Origin of the sequence: Hymenobacter canadensis, assembly GCF_027359925.1 — a bacterium.
Lineage (GTDB): Bacteria > Bacteroidota > Bacteroidia > Cytophagales > Hymenobacteraceae > Hymenobacter > Hymenobacter canadensis.
On sequence record NZ_CP114767.1, the window covers coordinates 46,317 to 64,462 of the forward strand.

Annotated in this window: 16 protein-coding genes; 10 read left to right on the forward strand and 6 right to left on the reverse strand. The window is 61.4% G+C overall.

What is annotated here, in order from left to right:
• Window position 1 precedes the first annotated feature (1 nt).
• From O3303_RS00210 to O3303_RS00225, 4 genes are all read left to right on the forward strand, one after another.
• Window positions 2-637 (forward strand): hypothetical protein, encoded by a 636-nt coding sequence (locus O3303_RS00210; protein WP_269560059.1) that lies wholly within the window; start codon window positions 2-4, stop codon window positions 635-637.
• Between the two features lie 12 nt (window positions 638-649).
• The gene (locus O3303_RS00215) at window positions 650-1,117 is read left to right on the forward strand and encodes a GNAT family N-acetyltransferase (protein ID WP_269560060.1); all 468 of its coding nucleotides are present in this window, start codon (window positions 650-652) and stop codon (window positions 1,115-1,117) included.
• A gap of 25 nt (window positions 1,118-1,142) precedes the next feature.
• Complete coding sequence (locus O3303_RS00220; protein WP_269560061.1) at window positions 1,143-2,057, forward strand: MBL fold metallo-hydrolase; 915 nt, start codon at window positions 1,143-1,145, stop codon at window positions 2,055-2,057.
• A 74-nt stretch (window positions 2,058-2,131) separates the two neighbouring features.
• The gene (locus O3303_RS00225) at window positions 2,132-2,482 is read left to right on the forward strand and encodes a hypothetical protein (RefSeq protein WP_269560062.1); all 351 of its coding nucleotides are present in this window, start codon (window positions 2,132-2,134) and stop codon (window positions 2,480-2,482) included.
• A 61-nt stretch (window positions 2,483-2,543) separates the two neighbouring features.
• On the opposite strand, the gene O3303_RS00230 is transcribed toward O3303_RS00225, so the two are convergent.
• The gene (locus O3303_RS00230; protein ID WP_269560063.1) at window positions 2,544-2,897 is read right to left on the reverse strand and encodes a HesB/IscA family protein; all 354 of its coding nucleotides are present in this window, start codon (window positions 2,895-2,897) and stop codon (window positions 2,544-2,546) included.
• 226 nt (window positions 2,898-3,123) lie between these two features.
• Here O3303_RS00230 and O3303_RS00235 point away from each other — a divergent pair, with 226 nt between their 5' ends.
• The 3 genes from O3303_RS00235 to O3303_RS00245 are packed head-to-tail and all read left to right on the forward strand — an operon-like array spanning window position 3,124 to window position 4,649.
• Entirely contained in the window at window positions 3,124-3,699 is a 576-nt protein-coding gene (locus O3303_RS00235; protein ID WP_269560064.1) for a DUF7935 family protein, read from the forward strand.
• A 44-nt stretch (window positions 3,700-3,743) separates the two neighbouring features.
• Entirely contained in the window at window positions 3,744-4,085 is a 342-nt protein-coding gene (locus tag O3303_RS00240; RefSeq protein WP_269560065.1) for a hypothetical protein, read from the forward strand.
• A 33-nt stretch (window positions 4,086-4,118) separates the two neighbouring features.
• Complete coding sequence (locus O3303_RS00245) at window positions 4,119-4,649, forward strand: 5' nucleotidase, NT5C type (RefSeq protein ID WP_269560066.1); 531 nt, start codon at window positions 4,119-4,121, stop codon at window positions 4,647-4,649.
• A 72-nt stretch (window positions 4,650-4,721) separates the two neighbouring features.
• On the opposite strand, the gene bshA is transcribed toward O3303_RS00245, so the two are convergent.
• Window positions 4,722-5,864, reverse strand: a complete 1,143-nt coding sequence (gene bshA / locus O3303_RS00250) for an N-acetyl-alpha-D-glucosaminyl L-malate synthase BshA (RefSeq protein ID WP_269560067.1) — start codon at window positions 5,862-5,864, stop codon at window positions 4,722-4,724.
• Between the two features lie 211 nt (window positions 5,865-6,075).
• Window positions 6,076-9,030, reverse strand: coding sequence for a serine hydrolase domain-containing protein (locus O3303_RS00255; RefSeq protein ID WP_269560068.1), 2,955 nt, complete (start codon window positions 9,028-9,030; stop codon window positions 6,076-6,078).
• A gap of 318 nt (window positions 9,031-9,348) precedes the next feature.
• On the opposite strand from O3303_RS00255, the gene mutL reads away from it, so the two are divergent.
• From mutL to O3303_RS00270, 3 genes are all read left to right on the forward strand, one after another.
• Window positions 9,349-11,382 carry a DNA mismatch repair endonuclease MutL gene (gene mutL, locus O3303_RS00260; protein WP_269560069.1) on the forward strand — a complete coding sequence of 678 codons (2,034 nt, stop codon included), beginning with the start codon at window positions 9,349-9,351 and terminating at the stop codon, window positions 11,380-11,382.
• Window positions 11,383-11,588: 206 nt separating this feature from the next.
• Window positions 11,589-12,386 carry a rhomboid family intramembrane serine protease gene (locus O3303_RS00265; protein WP_269560070.1) on the forward strand — a complete coding sequence of 266 codons (798 nt, stop codon included), beginning with the start codon at window positions 11,589-11,591 and terminating at the stop codon, window positions 12,384-12,386.
• Window positions 12,387-12,449: 63 nt separating this feature from the next.
• Window positions 12,450-13,346 carry a rhomboid family intramembrane serine protease gene (locus tag O3303_RS00270; protein WP_269560071.1) on the forward strand — a complete coding sequence of 299 codons (897 nt, stop codon included), beginning with the start codon at window positions 12,450-12,452 and terminating at the stop codon, window positions 13,344-13,346.
• Window positions 13,347-13,934: 588 nt separating this feature from the next.
• Here O3303_RS00270 and O3303_RS00275 read toward each other — a convergent pair.
• The 3 genes from O3303_RS00275 to tilS form a co-directional block, all read right to left on the reverse strand.
• Entirely contained in the window at window positions 13,935-15,185 is a 1,251-nt protein-coding gene (locus O3303_RS00275; protein ID WP_269560072.1) for an aspartyl protease family protein, read from the reverse strand.
• Between the two features lie 461 nt (window positions 15,186-15,646).
• On the reverse strand, window positions 15,647-16,588 hold the full coding sequence (gene mdh, locus O3303_RS00280; RefSeq protein ID WP_044001171.1) for a malate dehydrogenase: 942 nt from the start codon (window positions 16,586-16,588) through the stop codon (window positions 15,647-15,649).
• Between the two features lie 191 nt (window positions 16,589-16,779).
• Entirely contained in the window at window positions 16,780-18,111 is a 1,332-nt protein-coding gene (gene tilS / locus O3303_RS00285) for a tRNA lysidine(34) synthetase TilS (RefSeq protein WP_269560073.1), read from the reverse strand.
• Window positions 18,112-18,146: the final 35 nt, after the last annotated feature.

Genomic DNA, 18,146 nt, shown 5'->3' on the forward strand with positions numbered 1-18,146 from the left:
CATGATTTCCACCCTCGACCTCACGCAACTGCCCGACGCGGCTACCCTGCAGCGCCTTTGCCAGGCCTTGGCTGCGCTGGACGCCGTCAACTCGCCCGACCCGGATTTCCGCTACTACACCTACAACCCGGCCTGGGACGACAACGAGGCCCTGTTTGAGATGAGCGACGGCGAGGGCGACCAGATGCTGGTGCTGTTCCGGCCCGAAGGCTGCTGCATCAACGGCTTCCTCTCCGAATACGACCAGCCCGAAAAGGCCCAGGTGACGCGCGGCCTGCCCGAGGTGTTCGACGAGTTTGTGTTCGGCGAGCCGGCTGCTTCCATCGGCACCACGTTCTGCGTGTGGTACACGCCCGCCCACGGCTGGCAGACCGGTGTGGTGGAAAACGAAGACGACGGCTCGGAAGAGCTGCTCTATATCCTCGACAACGACCCTGACACCTACGCCGACTGGGCCAACGAATACTACCTCGACGAAACCGAGCGGGAGCCCCTCGAAGCTGCCGACGTGGCCCGCCTCTACCGCCACGAGCCCCTGACCCAGGCCACCGCCCAGGCCCTCAACTCCGACCTCACGGACTGGCCCCAGCTGGCCGCCGACCTAGAGGCCATCGGCTACCCGCACGCCCTCAGCTAAATACTCCGGACTATGGTTTTTCGACCAGCTCACCTCTCCGATATTCCCGGCATGTCCGTGGTGCGCCTGGCCGTGACGGAAAACGCGCTCCGCGACCCGGCCCTGATTACGCCCGCCGACTACGCCGACTACCTCGTGCAGCGCGGTCGGGGCTGGGTGGCGGCAGACGAGGAATTCGGCAGGATTGTCGGCTTTGCTGTCGTTGATTTGCAGCAGCACAGCGTCTGGGCGCTGTTTGTGCACCCGGATTTCGACCAGCAGGGCATCGGCAAAGAACTGCACCGGCTGCTGTTGGATGGGTATTTCGCCCATACCAATATGCCCATCTCACTTAGCACCGAACCCGGCACCCGCGCCGAACATTTCTACCGCCGCCAGGGCTGGCAGGAAACTGGCAGCATCACTAGTGGCGAGGTGCGGTTTGAGCTAAGCCAGACCGCGTGGCAGCAGCGTTTAGCGGCCGACAGTCATGCGCGGTAGAGGCTGTCTGCTGGCGCTGGCAATTTTGCTTTGGCACCTGACGGCCTTGGCCCAACCGGCCTTCACGGTGGTGCCGCTGGGCGTGCAGGGCGGGCTTAGCGAGGGCAACCTGTCGGCGTATCTGGTGGCGGCGGCCGGCTCCGCCGATTACGTGTGCCTGGATGCGGGCAGCCTCTACACCGGCGTGGAAAAAGCCGTGGCCCGCCAGGCGCTGCCGGGGCCGGCCACCAAAACCATCCGCACCCGCATCAAAGGCTACCTGATTTCCCACGCCCACCTCGACCACGTAGCGGGCCTGCTGCTCAACGCCCCCGATGATGCGCCCAAGCCCATTTATGCGCTGCCCGGCTGCCTGGCTACCATCCAGAACGACTACTTCAACTGGCGCGCCTGGCCCAACTTCGGCCCCGGGGGCACGGCGCCGGCGCTGGGTAAATACCAGCTGCAGCCCTTGGCCATCGGGCAGGAAATGCCACTCAGCAACACCACGCTCCACGCCACGGCCTACGCGCTCAGCCACGGCCGGCCCTTCCAAAGTGCCGCGTTTCTGGTGCGCAGCGGCCGTCACTACCTGCTCTACCTCGGCGACACCGGGGCCGATGCCGTGGAGCAAACCGAGAACCTGCGCACGGTGTGGCAGGCGGTGGCGCCGCTGCTGCGGGCCGGCCAGCTCCGCGGGATTTTTATGGAAGCCTCCTACCCGAACCAGCAGCCGGAGAAGCAGCTATTCGGCCACCTGACGCCGCGGCTGTTCTGGCAGGAGCTGGCGGTGCTAGCCCAGCTGGCCGGCCCGACCGCCCTACGGGGTCTGCCGGTCGTGGTGACCCACCTCAAGCCCACTGCCGACCGCGAGGCCACCATCCGCCGCGAGCTGGAGGCCGGCAATATGCTCGGCGTCCGGCTGATTTTTCCGGTGCAGGGCGAACAGCTGGCTTTTTGATGCGGCTGGCTTCAGCCAGCGAGGAACAAGCCAGAAAAGAGCGTTCTTTCAGTCCCATCCATTCTCCTGAAACCATGGTAGACGTAACCTTACAGGGCCCCGACGTGCTGTTCAGCGTGCAGGGTCTGCACAAGCTTTGGGCCCTGAAAAGCCAGCTGTTGATTCCGCGCAGCCACATCCGGAGCGTGCGGCAGGACGCCGACGTGCTGAAAGGCTGGTGGAAAGGCTGGCGCGCCCCCGGCACCCACATTCCCGGCCTGCTGGCGGCCGGCACCTTCTACCAGGATGACAAGCGCATCTTCTGGGATGTGCACAACGCCGAAAATGCCCTCATCATCGACCTGGAACACGACGAGTACAACCAGCTCATCATTGAAGTAGCCGACCCCGCCGCCGTACTGGCGCTGCTGACCCCGGTGGTATAGCCACAAAAAAAGCTCCGGCCGTGAGGCCGGAGCTTTTTTTGTGCCATGAAAGTAGAGCTGCTTACGACGAAAACGACGAGCCGCAGCCGCAGGTGCTCTTGGCTTGGGGGTTGCTGAAGATGAAGCCGCGGGCGTTGAGGCCGTCCTGGAAATCAACTTCCATACCCAGCACGTACATGGCGTGCTTCTTATCCATGATCAGCGTTACGCCGTCGAGGTCGAAGGTTTCGTCCTGGTCTTTGGGCTTATCGAAGCCGAGCAGATAGCTCATGCCCGAGCAGCCCCCGCCCTGGACGCCCACGCGCAGGCCGTATTCGGCGGGCACGCTTTTCTCGTTCAGGATATTCCGAACCTCTTCCAGCGCGCGCGGCGTGAGGCTGATGGGAGCAAGTTTCGTGGAGACGGCCGTTGCCATAGTGCGTTCGTTTTTAGAAAAGTAAGGCGACAAAGATACGAAGCCGGTGGGGGAGTAGCGTTACTGCCTGCCAGGCTTTGTTGCGGCTACAACAGCAGCAGTAAGCCGCTGGTTCAGCGAAGCCCGCTCTGTTCGCTCCAAGGGCACGGCCGGAAAGCCGTCGGGCTGGTAGTGCGGCATCTGCGCGGGGTGTTTACCTTCGCAGCGCATATTCGTTTACTGGTTTTTGTTCACCTCTGCTGCCCGCGTGGCGGCCCCATTCTGCATGGATACCACCGCCTATCTGTTTGATCTGCTCAAAACCCTGCTGCCGGCGCTGCTGGTAGCCGGCTCCATTTTCTACCTCATCCGGCAGCACCTCGACCGGGAACAGCAGCGCCGCCTGCTGGAGCTGCGCCTGGAAAACAGCAAGGCCACTCTGCCGTTGCGCCTGCAGGCCTTCGAGCGCATGACGCTGCTGCTGGAACGCATTGCACCCAGCAACCTGCTGGTGCGCCTGAGCAGCGCTGGCCAGACGGCCCCGGACTATCATCGGCTGCTGCTGCAGGAAATCAGGGCCGAGTACGAGCACAACCTCAGCCAGCAGCTCTACATGAGCCCTGATACCTGGAGCGAGGTGAAAGCTGCTAAGGAACACGTCCTGACGGCCATCAACAAGGCCTACCACACGCTGCCCCAGCCCCAGCAGGCCCGCGGCACCGAGCTGGCCAAGCGCATCCTCGAAAGCCTTATCAACGACGAGGCGGACCCTACCGAGCGGGCCCTGCTGGCCATCAAGCGCGAAGCCTTCGGGCTGTTTTAGGCGGCGGCATGGTGAAGGCCCGGCTCAGATTAGCTGCCTTGGCCGTGGCGCTGCTCGGCAGCCGCCTGTGCGCGGCCGAGGCCATGAAAAACCACACGTCCATGGGAGAAATTCTGTGGGCCATTGTGGTGCTGATAGCCGGCATACCGCTCGGCGTGGCGTTTCTTATGTACTGGCTGGTCGTGCTGCTCAAAGACCGGCGCCCCAGCGTGGCGGCTACCGTGCTGGTTTCGCTGAGCAGCTGGTGGCTGGGCTTGTTCGTGCTTGGGTCGCGGGATAGTCCGGCCGCGTCTGCCAACTCTGCCACGTGGCAGGTGGTGCTGGTGGTGGCTTTGCTGACTGCCGTTTGCGCCTGGGTAAGCATTCCGTCCTCAGATGAAGATTAAGCAGAGCCAAGTGGCTCGTAGCAACCCCAAACTATGACGAAAACGCGCATTGCCGTGGATATGGACGAGGTAATAGCCGACTCCATTGCCCGGTTTCAGGAGTGGTACGCCCACGAGTTCGGGCAGGAAATGACGCTGGCGCAGCTGCGTGGCCAACACTTCCACGAGGCCGTGGCGCCGGAGCATCAGCCCGCCCTGCGCGGCTACCCCAACCGGCCCGGCTTCTTCAAAGACCTGCCCCTCATGGCCGACAGCCAGCGTGTGCTGCGGGAGCTGGCCCAGCGCCACGAGCTGTTTATCGCCTCGGCGGCCATGGAGTTTCCCAACTCGTTTCTGGACAAGTACGAGTGGCTGCAACAGCACTTCAGCTTTATTTCGTGGCAGAACGTGGTGTTCTGCGGCGACAAAAGCATCCTCAACGCCGACTTCCTCATCGACGATAACGCCTTCAACTTCGACAACTTCCGGGGGGAAGGCCTGCTGTTCGACGCGCCGCACAATGCCTTGGAAACCCGTTACCGACGCGTGCACAGCTGGCAGGAAATCGGCGACATCTTCCTGTAGTCAACTATAAAAAAAGAGAAGGCCCGGCGCAATAAGCCGGGCCTTCTCTTTTTCACTGAAAACGAAACCGAATCAGGCCGTAGCAGCCAGCACCGCGTCGATGGCGCGCTGGTAGCAGGCCTCGTAGCGGGGAACGATGTTGCCGACGGCGAAGGTTTCGGCGTGGGCGCGGGCGGCGTCTTTGAAGCGAGGCAGGTTGTCGTCCTGGAGCACGAACAGGGCGTTTTTCACCATGTCTTCCACGTCGCCGACGTTGCTGGTCATGCCCGTGATGCCGTGCTCGTTCAGCTCGGGAATGCCGCCGGCGTTGGTGCTGATAACGGGCACTTCGCAGGCCATGGCCTCCAGCGCCGCCAAGCCGAAGCTTTCTTTCTCGGAAGGCATCAGGAACAGATCCGACACGCTGAGCACTTCCTCCACGGCCTCCAGCTTGCCCAGGAAGCGCACGTCGTTGCTGCTCAGGCCCAGGTCGCGGCAGAGCTTCTCAATGCGAGGCCGGTCGGGCCCGTCGCCGACGAGCAGCAGCTTGGCGGGCATTTTCTTACGAACGCCGTCGAAGATGTGCACCACGTCCTCGACGCGCTTCACGGAGCGGAAGTTGGAGGTGTGAATGAGCAGCTTCTCGCCGTCGGGCGCAATGGCGGCCTTAAAGTGGCTCTTGTCCTGCTTTTTGAAGCGGTCCAGGTTGATGAAGTTGGGAATCACCTCAATGTCCTTCTCGATGGCGAAGTACTCGTAGGTTTCCTTGCGCAGATCCGCCGAAACGGCCGTTACGCCATCCGACTGGTTGATGCTGAACGTGACCACGGGCTCGTAGCTGGCGTCTTTGCCCACCAGCGTAATGTCGGTGCCGTGCAGGGTGGTGATGACCGGCACGCGGATGCCTTTGGTGATGAGGATCTGCTTGGCCATGTAGGCCGCCGAGGCGTGCGGAATGGCGTAGTGCACGTGCAGCACGTCCAGCTTCTCGTTCTGCACGATGTCCACCATCTTGGAGGCCAGCGCCAGCTCGTAGGGCGGAAACTGAAACAGCGGGTAGGGCGGAATGTAGACCTCGTGGTAGAACAGGTTCTCGTTGAAGAAATCGAGGCGAACCGGCTGGCTGTAGGTGATGAAGTGGACGCGGTGGCCGCGCTGAGCCAGGGCTTTGCCCAGCTCGGTGGCTACCACGCCGGAGCCGCCAAAGGTGGGGTAACAGACAATACCGATGTTCATGACGTAGCGTGAGGAAGGGGAAGCGCAGTAGCGCGAAGCTCCAGCTTCGCGTATCATTGAGCGATAGTCGTTGGGGCAGCGTAGAAGGCTGCAACAGCGCGCGAAGCTGGAGCTCCACGTTACCGGAAAAAAAATCGGCGGCAAGCTGCTCCTTCAGGAACGCCTTGCCGCCGATTGCGGAGTCAAAGAAACAGAAAAGCCGGACAACAGGTCATGTCTTTTGCAGCGACTTGTAGATGACGTCGTGGATGCGGGTGCGGATGTTGTACTGGCGCAGCTTGTTGTTGCCGGCGTCGGGGTACACCCGGTTGGAAAGAAAGATGTAGAGAATTTTGTTTTCGGGGTCCATCCAGACGCAGGTGCCGGTGAAGCCCGTATGCCCAAACGTGCTGGCCGGCGAGAGGTTGCTGGTAGGGCCTTCGGGCTTGCTGGGGTCGCCGTGGTCCCAGCCCAGGCCGTGGCGGTTGCCGGCCACAGTGCTGCGAGCAAACTCGGTCACGATGGGGCTCTGGAAGTAGCGCATGCCGCCGTAGCGGCCGTTCTGCAGGTTCATCTGCATCAGAACGGCCAGATCGTTGGCGTTGGCAAACAAGCCGGCGTGGCCGCCCACGCCGCCAATCATGGCCGCGGTCTGGTCGTGCACGGTGCCTTGCAGCTGGGCGCGGCGGAAGTAGGTGTCGTTTTCGGTGGGCGCGATGCACGACTGCGGAAACTTCTGCAGCGGGTTGTATGTCATAGTGCCGAGGCCCAGCGGCTTGTAGAAGCTCTTGTCGAGGAAGTTCTCGATGGGCTCCTGCAGCAGCTTTTCGGCCACCCGCTTCAGAATGATAAAGCTCAGGTCGGAATATTCCACCGGATACTTGCCCTTGGTCTTGGGAAGCAAACCGGAGCGCTGCACCCAGGTCCAGACCGAATCCTCGGCCGTCTGCACACTGTAGAGGTTGGGCGTCACTTCGTTGGTGAAGCCGGCCGTGCTGGTACTGGCGTAGAAAGTGGGCTTGGGGCCGGTTTTGGTGATGGTTTTCTCCCACGTCGGGATGCCAGCTTTTAAGCCCGCCTGGTGCAGCAGTACCTCACGCACGGTCATGTCCTTTTTATTGGTGCCTTTCAGTTCGGGCAGGTAGGCGGCCACCTTGTCGTCGAGATTCAGTTTGCCCTGATCTTTCAGGTACATGATGGTCTGGAGCGTGCCGGCCACTTTCGTCACCGAAGCCAGATCGTAGAGCGTGCTGTTGCTGACGGGCTGCTTCTTGTCGTAGGTGCAGTAGCCGTAGCTTTTGTCGAATACCACGGCCCCGTTCTTGGCCACCAGCACCTGGCAGCCGGGCGCTGCGGCATACGCCACCGATTCCAGCGCAATGTTGTCGATCTGGGTGAGCACCTTCGAGTCGAGCCCCTCGCTTTCCGGCGTAGCGTAGCGCAGGCGCTTGAAGTCCGGCGTCGGCAGGCCCACGCCCGCCGTCAGCTCCGGCGTAACCGTGACCGGCAGGCGGCCCAGGGCGGGCAGCGCGCCAAACAGCACCTGCGGCACCACCAGCTGCGAGGCGTAGTTGTCTTCGTAGCCGCACACCAGCGTGCGGGCGTCGGCCAGGTGCTTCAGCGAATAGGCGTTGCCCATGGCCACCACTACCGTTTTCAGATTGGGGTTGGCCTGCAGGTCTTTCAGGAATTTCAGGGTGCCGTCGCCCAGGCCGTAGTTGTGGGTGGGCGTGTTGTTCATGTTGTGCAGCGTCACGACCACCGTGTTGTAGGGGGCGAGGCGCGGCAGAATCCGGGCAAACGTGGAGTCGGGGGCGTAGCGGTTGGCCACCGCGTACACGGGGCCGCTCTGGTACTTGCTCATGATTTCGCCCAGCGTGCTGCCCGGCCCGGCCCCGATGGTGACGGTGGCAATGCGCAGTGTGTCGAGGCGGTGCAGCGGCAGCAGGTCGTCCTGGTTTTTCACCACCGTGGTGGCGTGCTCGTAGATTTCCTGGGCCACCGTGCGGCTTTGGGGCCGGTTGAGGTTGGTCATCAGGTTGGGCACGTCAATGGGCGGCTGGTTGTTGAGGCCGGCCCAGAACTTGGCGCGCAGAATCTTGCGCACCCGCTGGTCGATGTCGGTCTGCACCAGCTTGCCCGACGCCAGATCGTCCTTGATTTTCTGGATGGCTACCGGTACGTCTTCCGAAAATAGCAGCACGTCGTTGCCGGCCAGCAGGGCCAGCGCGTCCAGCTCGCCGGGCTTGTAGATGTTAGCCACGCTCTTCATGTTGAGCGCATCCGTAAACACGAGGCCCTTGTAGGCCATCTTCTCCTTCAGCAGCCCCGTCACGAGGTTGCGCGAGATGGTAGCCGACACGGAGCGGACCGTATCGAACAGCGGCATGTAGAGGTGGCCCACCATCACGCCCATCACGCCGGCCTCAAACGACTGCTGAAACGGGTACAGATCCACGTTGGTCAGGCGGGCCAGGTCGGAGTTGATGACCGGCAGCGCCACGTGCGAGTCCACGTCGGTGTCGCCGTGGCCGGGGAAGTGCTTCACCACGGCCATGATGCCGTGGTCCTGCAGGCCGCGGATGTAGGCCACGCTGCGCTTGGCCACCTGCTCCTTGTTCTCGCCGAAGGAGCGGTTGCCGATAACCGGGTTGTCGGGGTTGGAGTTGACGTCGACGACGGGCGAAAAGCTCACGTGCACGCCCAGGGTCTTCATCTTGAGGGCAATTTCGCGGCCCATCTGGTACACGTACTGCTCGTCGTCCATGGCCCCCAGCGTCATCTGCTTGGCGAAGTGCATGCTGGAGTCGAGGCGCATATCCAGGCCCCACTCGGCATCCATGGCAATGAGCAGCGGCACCTTGGCGGCGGCCTGGTAGCGGTTGGTGAGGATGGCCTGCCGGCGCGGGCCGCCCTGCAGAAACATCAGCCCGCCAATGCCATAGTTCTTGATTAGAAACTCGGTGTACTGCGCGTGCTTCTTGTCCTTGTTGGAGTAGGCGGCCACCATAAACAGCTGCCCCAGCCGCTGGTCGGGCGTGAGGGAGTTGAAGACGCTGTCGACCCAGTTCTGCTCGGCCACGGAGCGGGGCTTGGCCGCGTCGTCGTAGGGCACCGCAGAGGTGATGATCAGACCCGTGGCAGCGAGCAGCAGCAGTAAGAGTCTGATCCGAAATTCCTTGAGCATGGGCTCCCGTATGGTGTCTGGCGGTAAGTGGTCTGGTTGAACGCAAGCGGATTTCGCCCTACTTTTGTTCCCATTCGGGTGCCGTAAAAGCGGGGTCCGGCAGGCCCGGCCACCGCAATGGTGAGCCCCAGGCATCCGGTCATCTGCTCTTGCCAACTGCGCTAACCCGGGAGCCCGGCCAACACAACACACACGAATGTTGGCCACAAACTTACGGAGAAAATCCCGGCTGCGGTTGGCAATTCATCGAGCAAGTCCAATTGCTCAGCGGGTTAACGCCTGTATTTCTTTGTTTCGTATCTTCCTTATCCTTCCCGAATGGCCGACATAATTCAGCTGCTTCCCGAGTATCTGGCCAACCAGATTGCCGCCGGCGAAGTGGTGCAGCGGCCGGCTTCGGCCGTCAAAGAATTGCTTGAAAATGCCGTTGATGCCGGGGCCACGCAGGTGCAGCTCATCGTCAAAGACGCCGGCAAGCAGCTGGTGCAGGTCGTGGACAACGGCTCGGGCATGAGCGCCACCGACGCCCGCATGAGCCTGGAGCGGCACGCCACCTCCAAAATCCGCACCACCGACGACCTGTTCCGTATCCGCACGCTGGGCTTCCGGGGCGAGGCGCTGGCCTCCATTGCGGCCGTGGCCCAGGTGGAGCTGCGCACCAAGCAGCGCGACCAAGACACGGGCACGCTGCTGCTCATCGAAGGCTCCCAAATCACCAGCCAGCAGCCCACCGCCTGCCCCGACGGCACCAGCATCAGCGTCAAGAACCTGTTCTTCAACGTGCCGGCCCGGCGCAACTTCCTCAAGAGCAACGCCGTGGAAATGCGGCATATTCTCGACGAGTTTCAGCACATTGCCCTGGCCAACCCCCAGATCGGGTTCACGCTGTTCCAGAACGACCTGGAGGTGTTCAACCTGCCGGCCGGCAAGCTCAGCCAGCGCATCGTGAGTTTGCTCGGCAACGGCTACAAGGAGCAGCTGGCGGCCTGCGAGGAGGTGACACCGTTTCTGAGCGTGAAGGGCTTTATCGGCAAGCCGGAATCGGCCAAGAAAAGCCGCGGCGACCAGTTTTTCTTTGTCAACAACCGCTTTATCCGCTCGGCCTACCTCAACCATGCCGTGCTGGCCGCCTACGAAGGCCTGCTGCCGAAGGACGCGCACCCGTTCTACGTGCTGTTTCTGGACCTCGACCCCAAGGCCATCGACATCAACGTGCACCCCACCAAGACGGAAATCAAGTTCGAGGACGAGAAAACCGTGTATGCCATTGTGCGCGCCGCCGTCAAGCAGAGCCTGGGACTGCACAACATGGCGCCCTCGCTGGACTTTGACGGCGACGTGAACTTTGCACCCATCCGGCCGCTGCGCACGCCGCTGGGCGAACTGCCCAAAAGCAACTTCGACCCCGACGACTTCCGGCCCGACGCGCTGGCCTCGGCCGCCTCCGCCGCGGCCACGCCCGCCCGCGACGCTCGCTCCGGCAGCACTTCCCGCCCCGATACGGGCCACGAACGGCAGATTCCGCCCCGGCCCACCGAGCAGGCCAAGCGCGACCTGGAGGAGTTCTACAAGAGCCTCAGCAAAGTAAACGTGCCCGATGTGGAGCGCGAAGCCACGGCCAAAGGCGTGCCCGTGCCCAGCGCGGCGGCCCTCACGGCGGCCGCCGCGGCCGCGCCGCCGCTGGTGTCGGCTCCCTTGGTATTGGTGCCGCTGGTGGTAGGAGCAACGTCGGCGGCGGTGCCGGCCGCGCCCGAATTGCCGCTGCGGGAGGTGCCAGCCAGCTCCGGCAACAAGGTGCTGCAAGTGCACGGGCAGTATCTGCTGGTGGCGGTGAAGTCGGGGCTGATGCTGCTGGACCAGGCCGCCGCGCGCGAGCGGATCCTGTACGAGCAGTACGCCCACACGCTGGAGCGCGAAACCGGCGCGTCGCAGACGCTGCTGTTTCCGCGCACGGTCACGTTTACGCCCCAGGATTTTGCCATTCTGCGCGAAGTGGAAGATGCTTTGCGCAGTCTGGGCTTCCGGTTCACCGATTTCGGCAAGCACACCATTGCGGTAGAAGGCATCCCGGCCGACGTGCCGGCCCGCGACGAAAAGGAGCTGCTGGAAGGCCTCATCGAGCAGTTCCGGACTCACGCCGGCCCAGTGAAGCTGGACCGCCGCGAGCAGATGGCCCGCGCCCTGGCCCGCCGCGTGGCCACAGCCGCCTCGGGCGCCCGCCTCTCCGACACCGAAATGAACACGCTGGTCGATAAGCTGTTTGCCTGCCAGGTGCCCGGCTACACCCCCGACGGCCGCCGCACCCTCGTGATGCTGGAGCTCAGCCAGATTCAGGAGTTCTTCCGCCGCTGATTTGAACAGGGGCGTTGGGTGATGTAGAGACGCAATATTTTGCGTCTCGTTGTTGAACGACCGGAACCACGCCGGCTAAACAGCATCACCAACGACGAGACGCGAAGTGTCGCGTCTCTACATGCCTCATCCGGCCAAACCGCTCCGTCTAGCGTAAGGGAAGAAAAATCAGCGAAATCAATTCAATCAGCGCAAATCAGCGATTCATGTTCCGACTTACTCCCACTGTTCGCACGCTGCTCATTATTAACGTGCTGGTGTTTTTTCTGCAAAGCCAGTTTGGGGCGCAGGTGACGGTGCTGGGCGCCCTTTACCCGATTGGCTCGGTGTACTTTCAGCCCTGGCAGTTCCTGACCTATATGTTTCTGCACGGCAGCTTCGCCCACCTGTTTTCCAACATGCTGGGCCTCGTGTTCATCGGGGCCTCGCTGGAAGACGTGTGGGGCCCGAAACGGTTCCTGACGTATTGGCTGATCTGCGGCGTAGGGGCCGGTATCCTCTACCAAGGCGTGCGGGCCTACGAGCTGCACCAAATGGACACCGACCGGATTGCGTTCCAAGAGGCTCCGTCCGGTATTGCCTTCGCCAACTACTTCGACGATTACCTGCCTGGCGCCGGCGGAGCCTACGCGGTGGTAGCCGCCCAAATGCAGCGCGACCCTCAGAACAAAGAGTTGATTGCCTCCGCTACGGAAACCATCCAGGCCATCTACAATCAGGCCATCAATAGTCCGGCGGCCGGGATGCTGGGGGCGTCGGGGGCGCTGTTTGGGGTGCTGTTTGCGTTCGGGTTCCTGTTTCCGCAACAGTCGCTCATCATCTTCCCGATTCCGATTCCCATCAAGGCCTGGCTGTTCGTGACGCTGTACACCGCCTACGAGCTGTACCAGGGCATCCACCCGGTGCCCGGCGACAATGTGGCGCACTTTGCGCATTTGGGCGGAATGTTGATTGGCTTCATCGTGTTGAAAATCTGGCAGCGCAACGGCACGCACTACGGCTAAGGTGCCGCCTGCCTGCCAAGTTGTAGCTTCGCGTAGCCTGCCGTTCTCCTTGCTTTCCTCTCCATGAGTTTCCTTGATGACATCCGCGCCACTCTTACCCGGCGCGACAATGCCCTGAGCCAGCTGCTGCTGATCAATGTGCTGGTGTTTATAGTGCTGCTGCTGATCCGCGTCACGCTGTTCCTCGTGACGGCGGGCCGCATCGACATCACCTCGGTGCTGGAGTGGCTGGCAGTGCCTTCGGGCCCGTTCACGCTGCTCACCCGCCCCTGGACGCTGCTCACCTACGCCTTCGTCCACACCGATTTCTTCCACATTCTGTTCAACCTGCTGAACCTGTACTGGTTTGGCTCGCTAGTGCGCGAGTACCTCGGCGACCGGAAGCTGGTGAGTCTGTATATTCTGGGGGCGTTGGCCGGAGCCGCGCTGTACCTGCTGGCTTACAACTTCATTCCCGTGTTTGCCGGCCGGCCGGCCATGCTCTACGGCGCCTCGGCGGGCGTTACGGCCATCATTGTAGGGGCCGCCACGCTGCTGCCCGACTATACGTTCAGCATCATTCTGCTAGGCCCGGTACGTATCAAATACATTGCGGCTGTGGTGGTGATTGTGTCGATTGCGGGGATTGATGGCGGCAACCCGGGCGGCGAAATTGCCCACCTCGGCGGCGCGCTGCTCGGCTTCCTGTTCGTCAAGCAGCTGCAGCGCGGCCGCGACCTGGGCCGCCCCGTGCAGGCCATCGGCGACTGGGTGGGCGGCCTGCTCTCCGGCCCGCGCCTGCGCGTGACGCACCGCGGCGGCGCGGCGGCAGCCCCGGCCGCATCAGGCGCCCGCAAAGGCACCCTGCCCCAGCCCGAGCAGGAAGACCTCGACGCCATCCTCGACAAAATCTCCCGCTCCGGCTACGAAAGTCTCTCCAAAGACGAAAAGCAGCGCCTGTTCAAAGCCAGTCAGAAGTAGATAGCCAGATTATATAGCTATTGTCAATTGTATACGATATGTATATCAAGGTAACGTTATCAGCTTCTGTGCATACTCAAGATATTCACTTAAGGTATTCTTCTCTCTATTTCTGTTGTTTATGATAATTAGTCCTTGTAGAAATGAATCACACTCACTTTCAGAGATGAATTTTTTATGGCATCTATTATTTACACAGTATAATATCTCAAACGCTTGCCAATCGTACTTCATGCGTTTTGACTTACTTTTGGATAATTTATTGGCTTTGAACAGGTTAATGTGATTGGTCATTTCAGAAAGTGTACTCTTCGTCACCTCGAACCTAAGAACTTCGTAATCGTCAGACTTTACATCTTTGCCTATAAGCATAGGAGATACTGATTTAGATATTCCTGGTTTAATATCATGAATTAAGATATAATCTGTGCTGACTGATTTTTGCCCATAACTAAAAAAGCACTGTAGCAACAGTATTATAATAAGGGCGTTTCTCATGATTGTTATGGTTTAAGAGGAAATGTTAGATAGTAGTCAATGTGAATCTAACTTACTAGCTTCTAATCTCTTCATATTTCCGTACTTCGATCACCAGTTATAAAACCGCACCTGCTTGTTTACAAAGTCGATGGTAGTGCGGTACTGGCTTAGGAATGGATAGCCCACGAGGCCCTGCACCGGTGCTTGACCGGGCCGGCTATTGAGGTGCGAAATATCGGTGAACACCGTGTGCTGGTTGCGGAAAGTCAGCTTGCTGCCCACCTGCAGCTCCGGCACCTGCCCGCTCACCACCGTGCGCGACAGGTTGTCGGCGCCCTGCAGCGTGACATTTTCCTTGTTGCGCAGCGTTTTCTGGAAAATGGGGGCGTATTGCTGGTCGAAGAGGTTGTACTGGGCGCCGGAGTCTAGGGCCAGCTGCCAGGTCTGGTCGGCGGCGGTGGCTTCCAGTATGGGCAGGTGGCCGCGTAGGGTGAAGGGCACGCTCAGCAGCGGCGCAGGGCCGGCAGGGGCGGGGTCGGGCTTGCGGAGCTGCACCTGGGCGGCGCGGTAGTCGAGGGTGAGGGCGTACTGGTCGAGCAGATTGTAGCCGATGAGGCCCAGCAGCTTCATCCCATTCAGCCGTTGTTCCAGGCTCGACAAATCCAAGGTGGGTACCTCGCGGTTCTGGAACCGGATGCCGGCCCAGTCGAAGCTTTGGGTGGTGTGGTAGGAGTAGCTGCCCATGCTGCCGTTCACGCCGCGCATGCCGCCGGCCGTAGCGGTGGTTTCGCCGGAGTTAGCGGCAAACTCACGCTGGTTGAGCATCAGGGCCGGCGCCCCCGAATCGAGCAGGAAATTGCCGCGGCGGCCGTCTACCTCGGCTTCCACCACAATCAGGCCATCCATCAGGCGCATCGGCACGGTTACGGCGGGCGGCGTGGTCAGCTCCAGGGTAGCGGAGGCGGTGGCAATCTTCTTCACGCTGGCTTTGGCCAGGTTCAGCTCCAGAAACCTGGCTTCGGGAGTTATCAGAAAGTCGTACTCCTTCTCCGTGCCCTGGCGGGTGAAGGCGCACACGTAACGTGTGTTGGCGCCCTCGGGCGTCTGCCGCACCAGCCGCACGTTTTCTACGGGCCCGAAGCCGGGAATGAGCTGCGCCAGCAGCTGCGGGGTATAAGTGGCGGGCAGGCTTCCCACGCGGGTTTCGCTGCTCAGAAATGGCTGCAGCGGCTCCACCGATTTCGTGTTGATGGCAGTCACCAGCTGGTCGAGCGGCCGGATGCCGGTGGGTGTTGGCTGTGCCAGGGTGGCCGTGGCGGCGGTCAGCAGCAGCCATACACTCAGGAGGAGAGCTTTCATCGGTATCTGGTATAGCATGGGAGAGAAAGGCGCAATAACTGTATCAGAAGCAACAGACTGGAACTGCGGCAACCGGGTTGCCTGCATAGGGCCACACTCCGGCTCTATGGTTGTATAGCCGTTGCGGAAGCTGTTTAGCTGGTTGAAAGGTGTAGAGGCGCAACACGTTGCGTCTCGTCGTTGCTGATGTTGTTTAGCCGGCGCGGTTCTGGTACCGTTCAACGACGAGACGCAAAGTATTGCGTTTCTACATTGCGCTGCCTGCCCGTAAATTGAGTCAAACAGCTTCTCAGGGAGCCGCCGAGTAGTAGCGCGAACTTTGTAGTTCGCGCCCCCACGCCGTTCCAACGACTCCAAACGGCGCGCAGACGCGAACTACAAAGTTCGCGCTACGGCTGAACGCAAAACCGGCCGCCCTGCTTGCGCAGAACGGCCGGTTTCTATTCAGAGGCTGGAGAAGCTTAGGCCGAAGCCTTGCTCATGTTGTCCAGCGCGTCCATTACTTCTTTCACGTGGCCGCGCGAGGTTTCCAGCAGCGCCTTTTCCTCGTCGTTCAGCTGCAGCTCGATAACTTTCTCGATGCCGTTTTTGCCCAGGATAACCGGAGCACCCAGGTACACGCCGTCGATGCCATACTCGCCTTCCAGCTTGATGCACACCGGGAACACGCGGCGCTGGTCGCGCACGATGGCCTCTACCATCTGAGCGGCAGCCGCGCCGGGCGCGTACCAGGCCGAGGTACCCATCAGCTTCACCAGCTCGCCGCCGCCCTGCGCCGTGCGCTGCACGATGGCGTCGAGGGTAGCCTTATCAATCAGCTCCGTTACGGGGATGCCGCCCACGGTGGTGTAGCGGGGCAGGGGCACCATGGTGTCGCCGTGGCCACCCATGAGCACTGCCTGAATGTCTTTGGGGCTCACGTTCAGGGCCTCAGCCAGGAAGGCGCGGTAGCGGGCCGTGTCCAGGATGCCGGCCATGCCGAATACCTTTTCGCGGGGCAGACCCGACGTGAGGTGGGCCTGGTAGGTCATCACGTCGAGCGGGTTCGACACGATGATGATGATGGCGTTGGGCGAGTATTTCACCACCTGCTCGGTCACCGACTTCACGATACCGGCGTTGGTCGAAATCAGGTCGTCGCGGGTCATGCCGGGCTTGCGGGGCAGGCCGGAGGTAATCACCACCACGTCGGAGTCGGCGGTGCGGGCATAGTCGCTGGTCACGCCTACCGTGCGCGAGTCGTAGCCGATGATGGGGGCTTTCTGCCAGATGTCGAGGGCCTTGCCTTCGGCGAAGCCTTCCTTGATGTCAACCAGTACGATTTCGTTGGCAATTTCGCGGGTGGCCAATACGTCGGCGCAGGTTGCGCCCACGTTGCCAGCCCCAACTACGGTAACTTTCATCGGGTGAGGAATTGGGTGAGGGTTACGTTATAAGCGTAAAGATAGTGCTTGGTGCTTAGTGCTTAGTGCTTAGGTGGAGGTTTGAGGCAGAGCTAAGTGCTTACTGCGTATAGCTTAGGCAATTAAAGATGCAGGCAGACAATAATAGCCAACTTCCTAAGCACTAAGCACCAGGCACTAAGCACTAAACTCTACATCCGTTTCACCACCAGCACCCGCTCGGTGTCGTCGTTCACGCGGAACCGCTCGTCGGGGCGGAAACCGATGACCCAGGCGATTTTGCCGTCGCCGGAGCAGAGCACCTGCACGTTGTCTTTGAGGTTGAGGGGCACTTTCTGGTCGATGAGGAAGTCACTGAGCTTCTTTTTGCCTTTCATGCCGATGGGCATAAACCAGTCGCCTTCCTGCCAGGGCCGCACGATAAGCGGGAATTTCAGCGCGTCGGCATCCAGGGCGGCCACGGCTTTGCCGCGCGGCACCTCAAACGCTTCCGTCACTTCCTGCAGCTCCAGGCGCAGGTGCAGCCCGTCGATTTTCAGTACTTCCTGGCCGGCCTGCAGCTGGTGCGTGCCGAACTTGGTGAGGTTGCGCGGAGTGATGACCAGCTGCTCGCGGTCCTTCACCAACCGGTGCGTCGGCGACTCGAAGCGGCGGCCGGGCTCGGCCGGAAAGGCGGCCACAATATCTTTCACCACCGGAAAGCTGAACCCAAACGGCCGCAGCAGTTCATGGAGCACCAGCGTGGTGGCGGCCGTTTTTTGCAGCAGCCGGATGTCCAGATACGTGGCGTCGGCCTCGATGCGCTGGGCCTCAGCGGCAGTGTCCTGCACGTAGCGGCGCACGATTTCCTCGGCCCCGCCCACCCGCTCGGCCGTGAACTGCAGGGTCTGGTCGAGGTTGGGGTTGATGTCGCGCAGCACGGGCAGCACCTCCTGACGCAGGCGGTTGCGCTGGTACACGGGGCTGTCGTTGGAGGCGTCTTCGCGCCAGATCAAGTGGTGCTCCACGAGGTACTCAAATAGCTCGGGCTTGGCCACGCTCAGCAGCGGCCGCACGAGGTAGCCGTTTTTGGGCGGAATGCCGTGCAGACCGGCCAGCCCGGTGCCGTGCGTGAGGTTGAGCAGCATGGTTTCGGCGGCGTCGCGCTGGTGGTGGGCAGTGGCTATGTAGTTGTAGCCCTGCATCTGCCGGATTCGCTCGAACCACTCGTAGCGCAGCGCCCGGGCCGCCATCTGCGTCGAAATGCCTTCCTGCTCGGCAAAGGCCTTGGTCTGGAAGAACTCCACGAAGTAGGGCACCTCGTACTTCTTGGCCAGCTTGCGCACAAACTGTTCGTCGGCGTCGGCTTCTTCGGCGCGCAACCCGAAGTGGCAGTGCGCCACCGCAAACCGCGCCCCTAGCTGGTGCAGTACCTCGGCCAGCACCACCGAGTCCTGACCGCCGCTCACGGCTACCAGCAGCGTGTCGGTTTCCAGGTTGAAAAGAGCGTGTTCGGTGATGTAGCGGCGGACCTGGTCGAGCATGGGGGAGGGGAAGCAAGGATAAGCGAGGCGTAAAA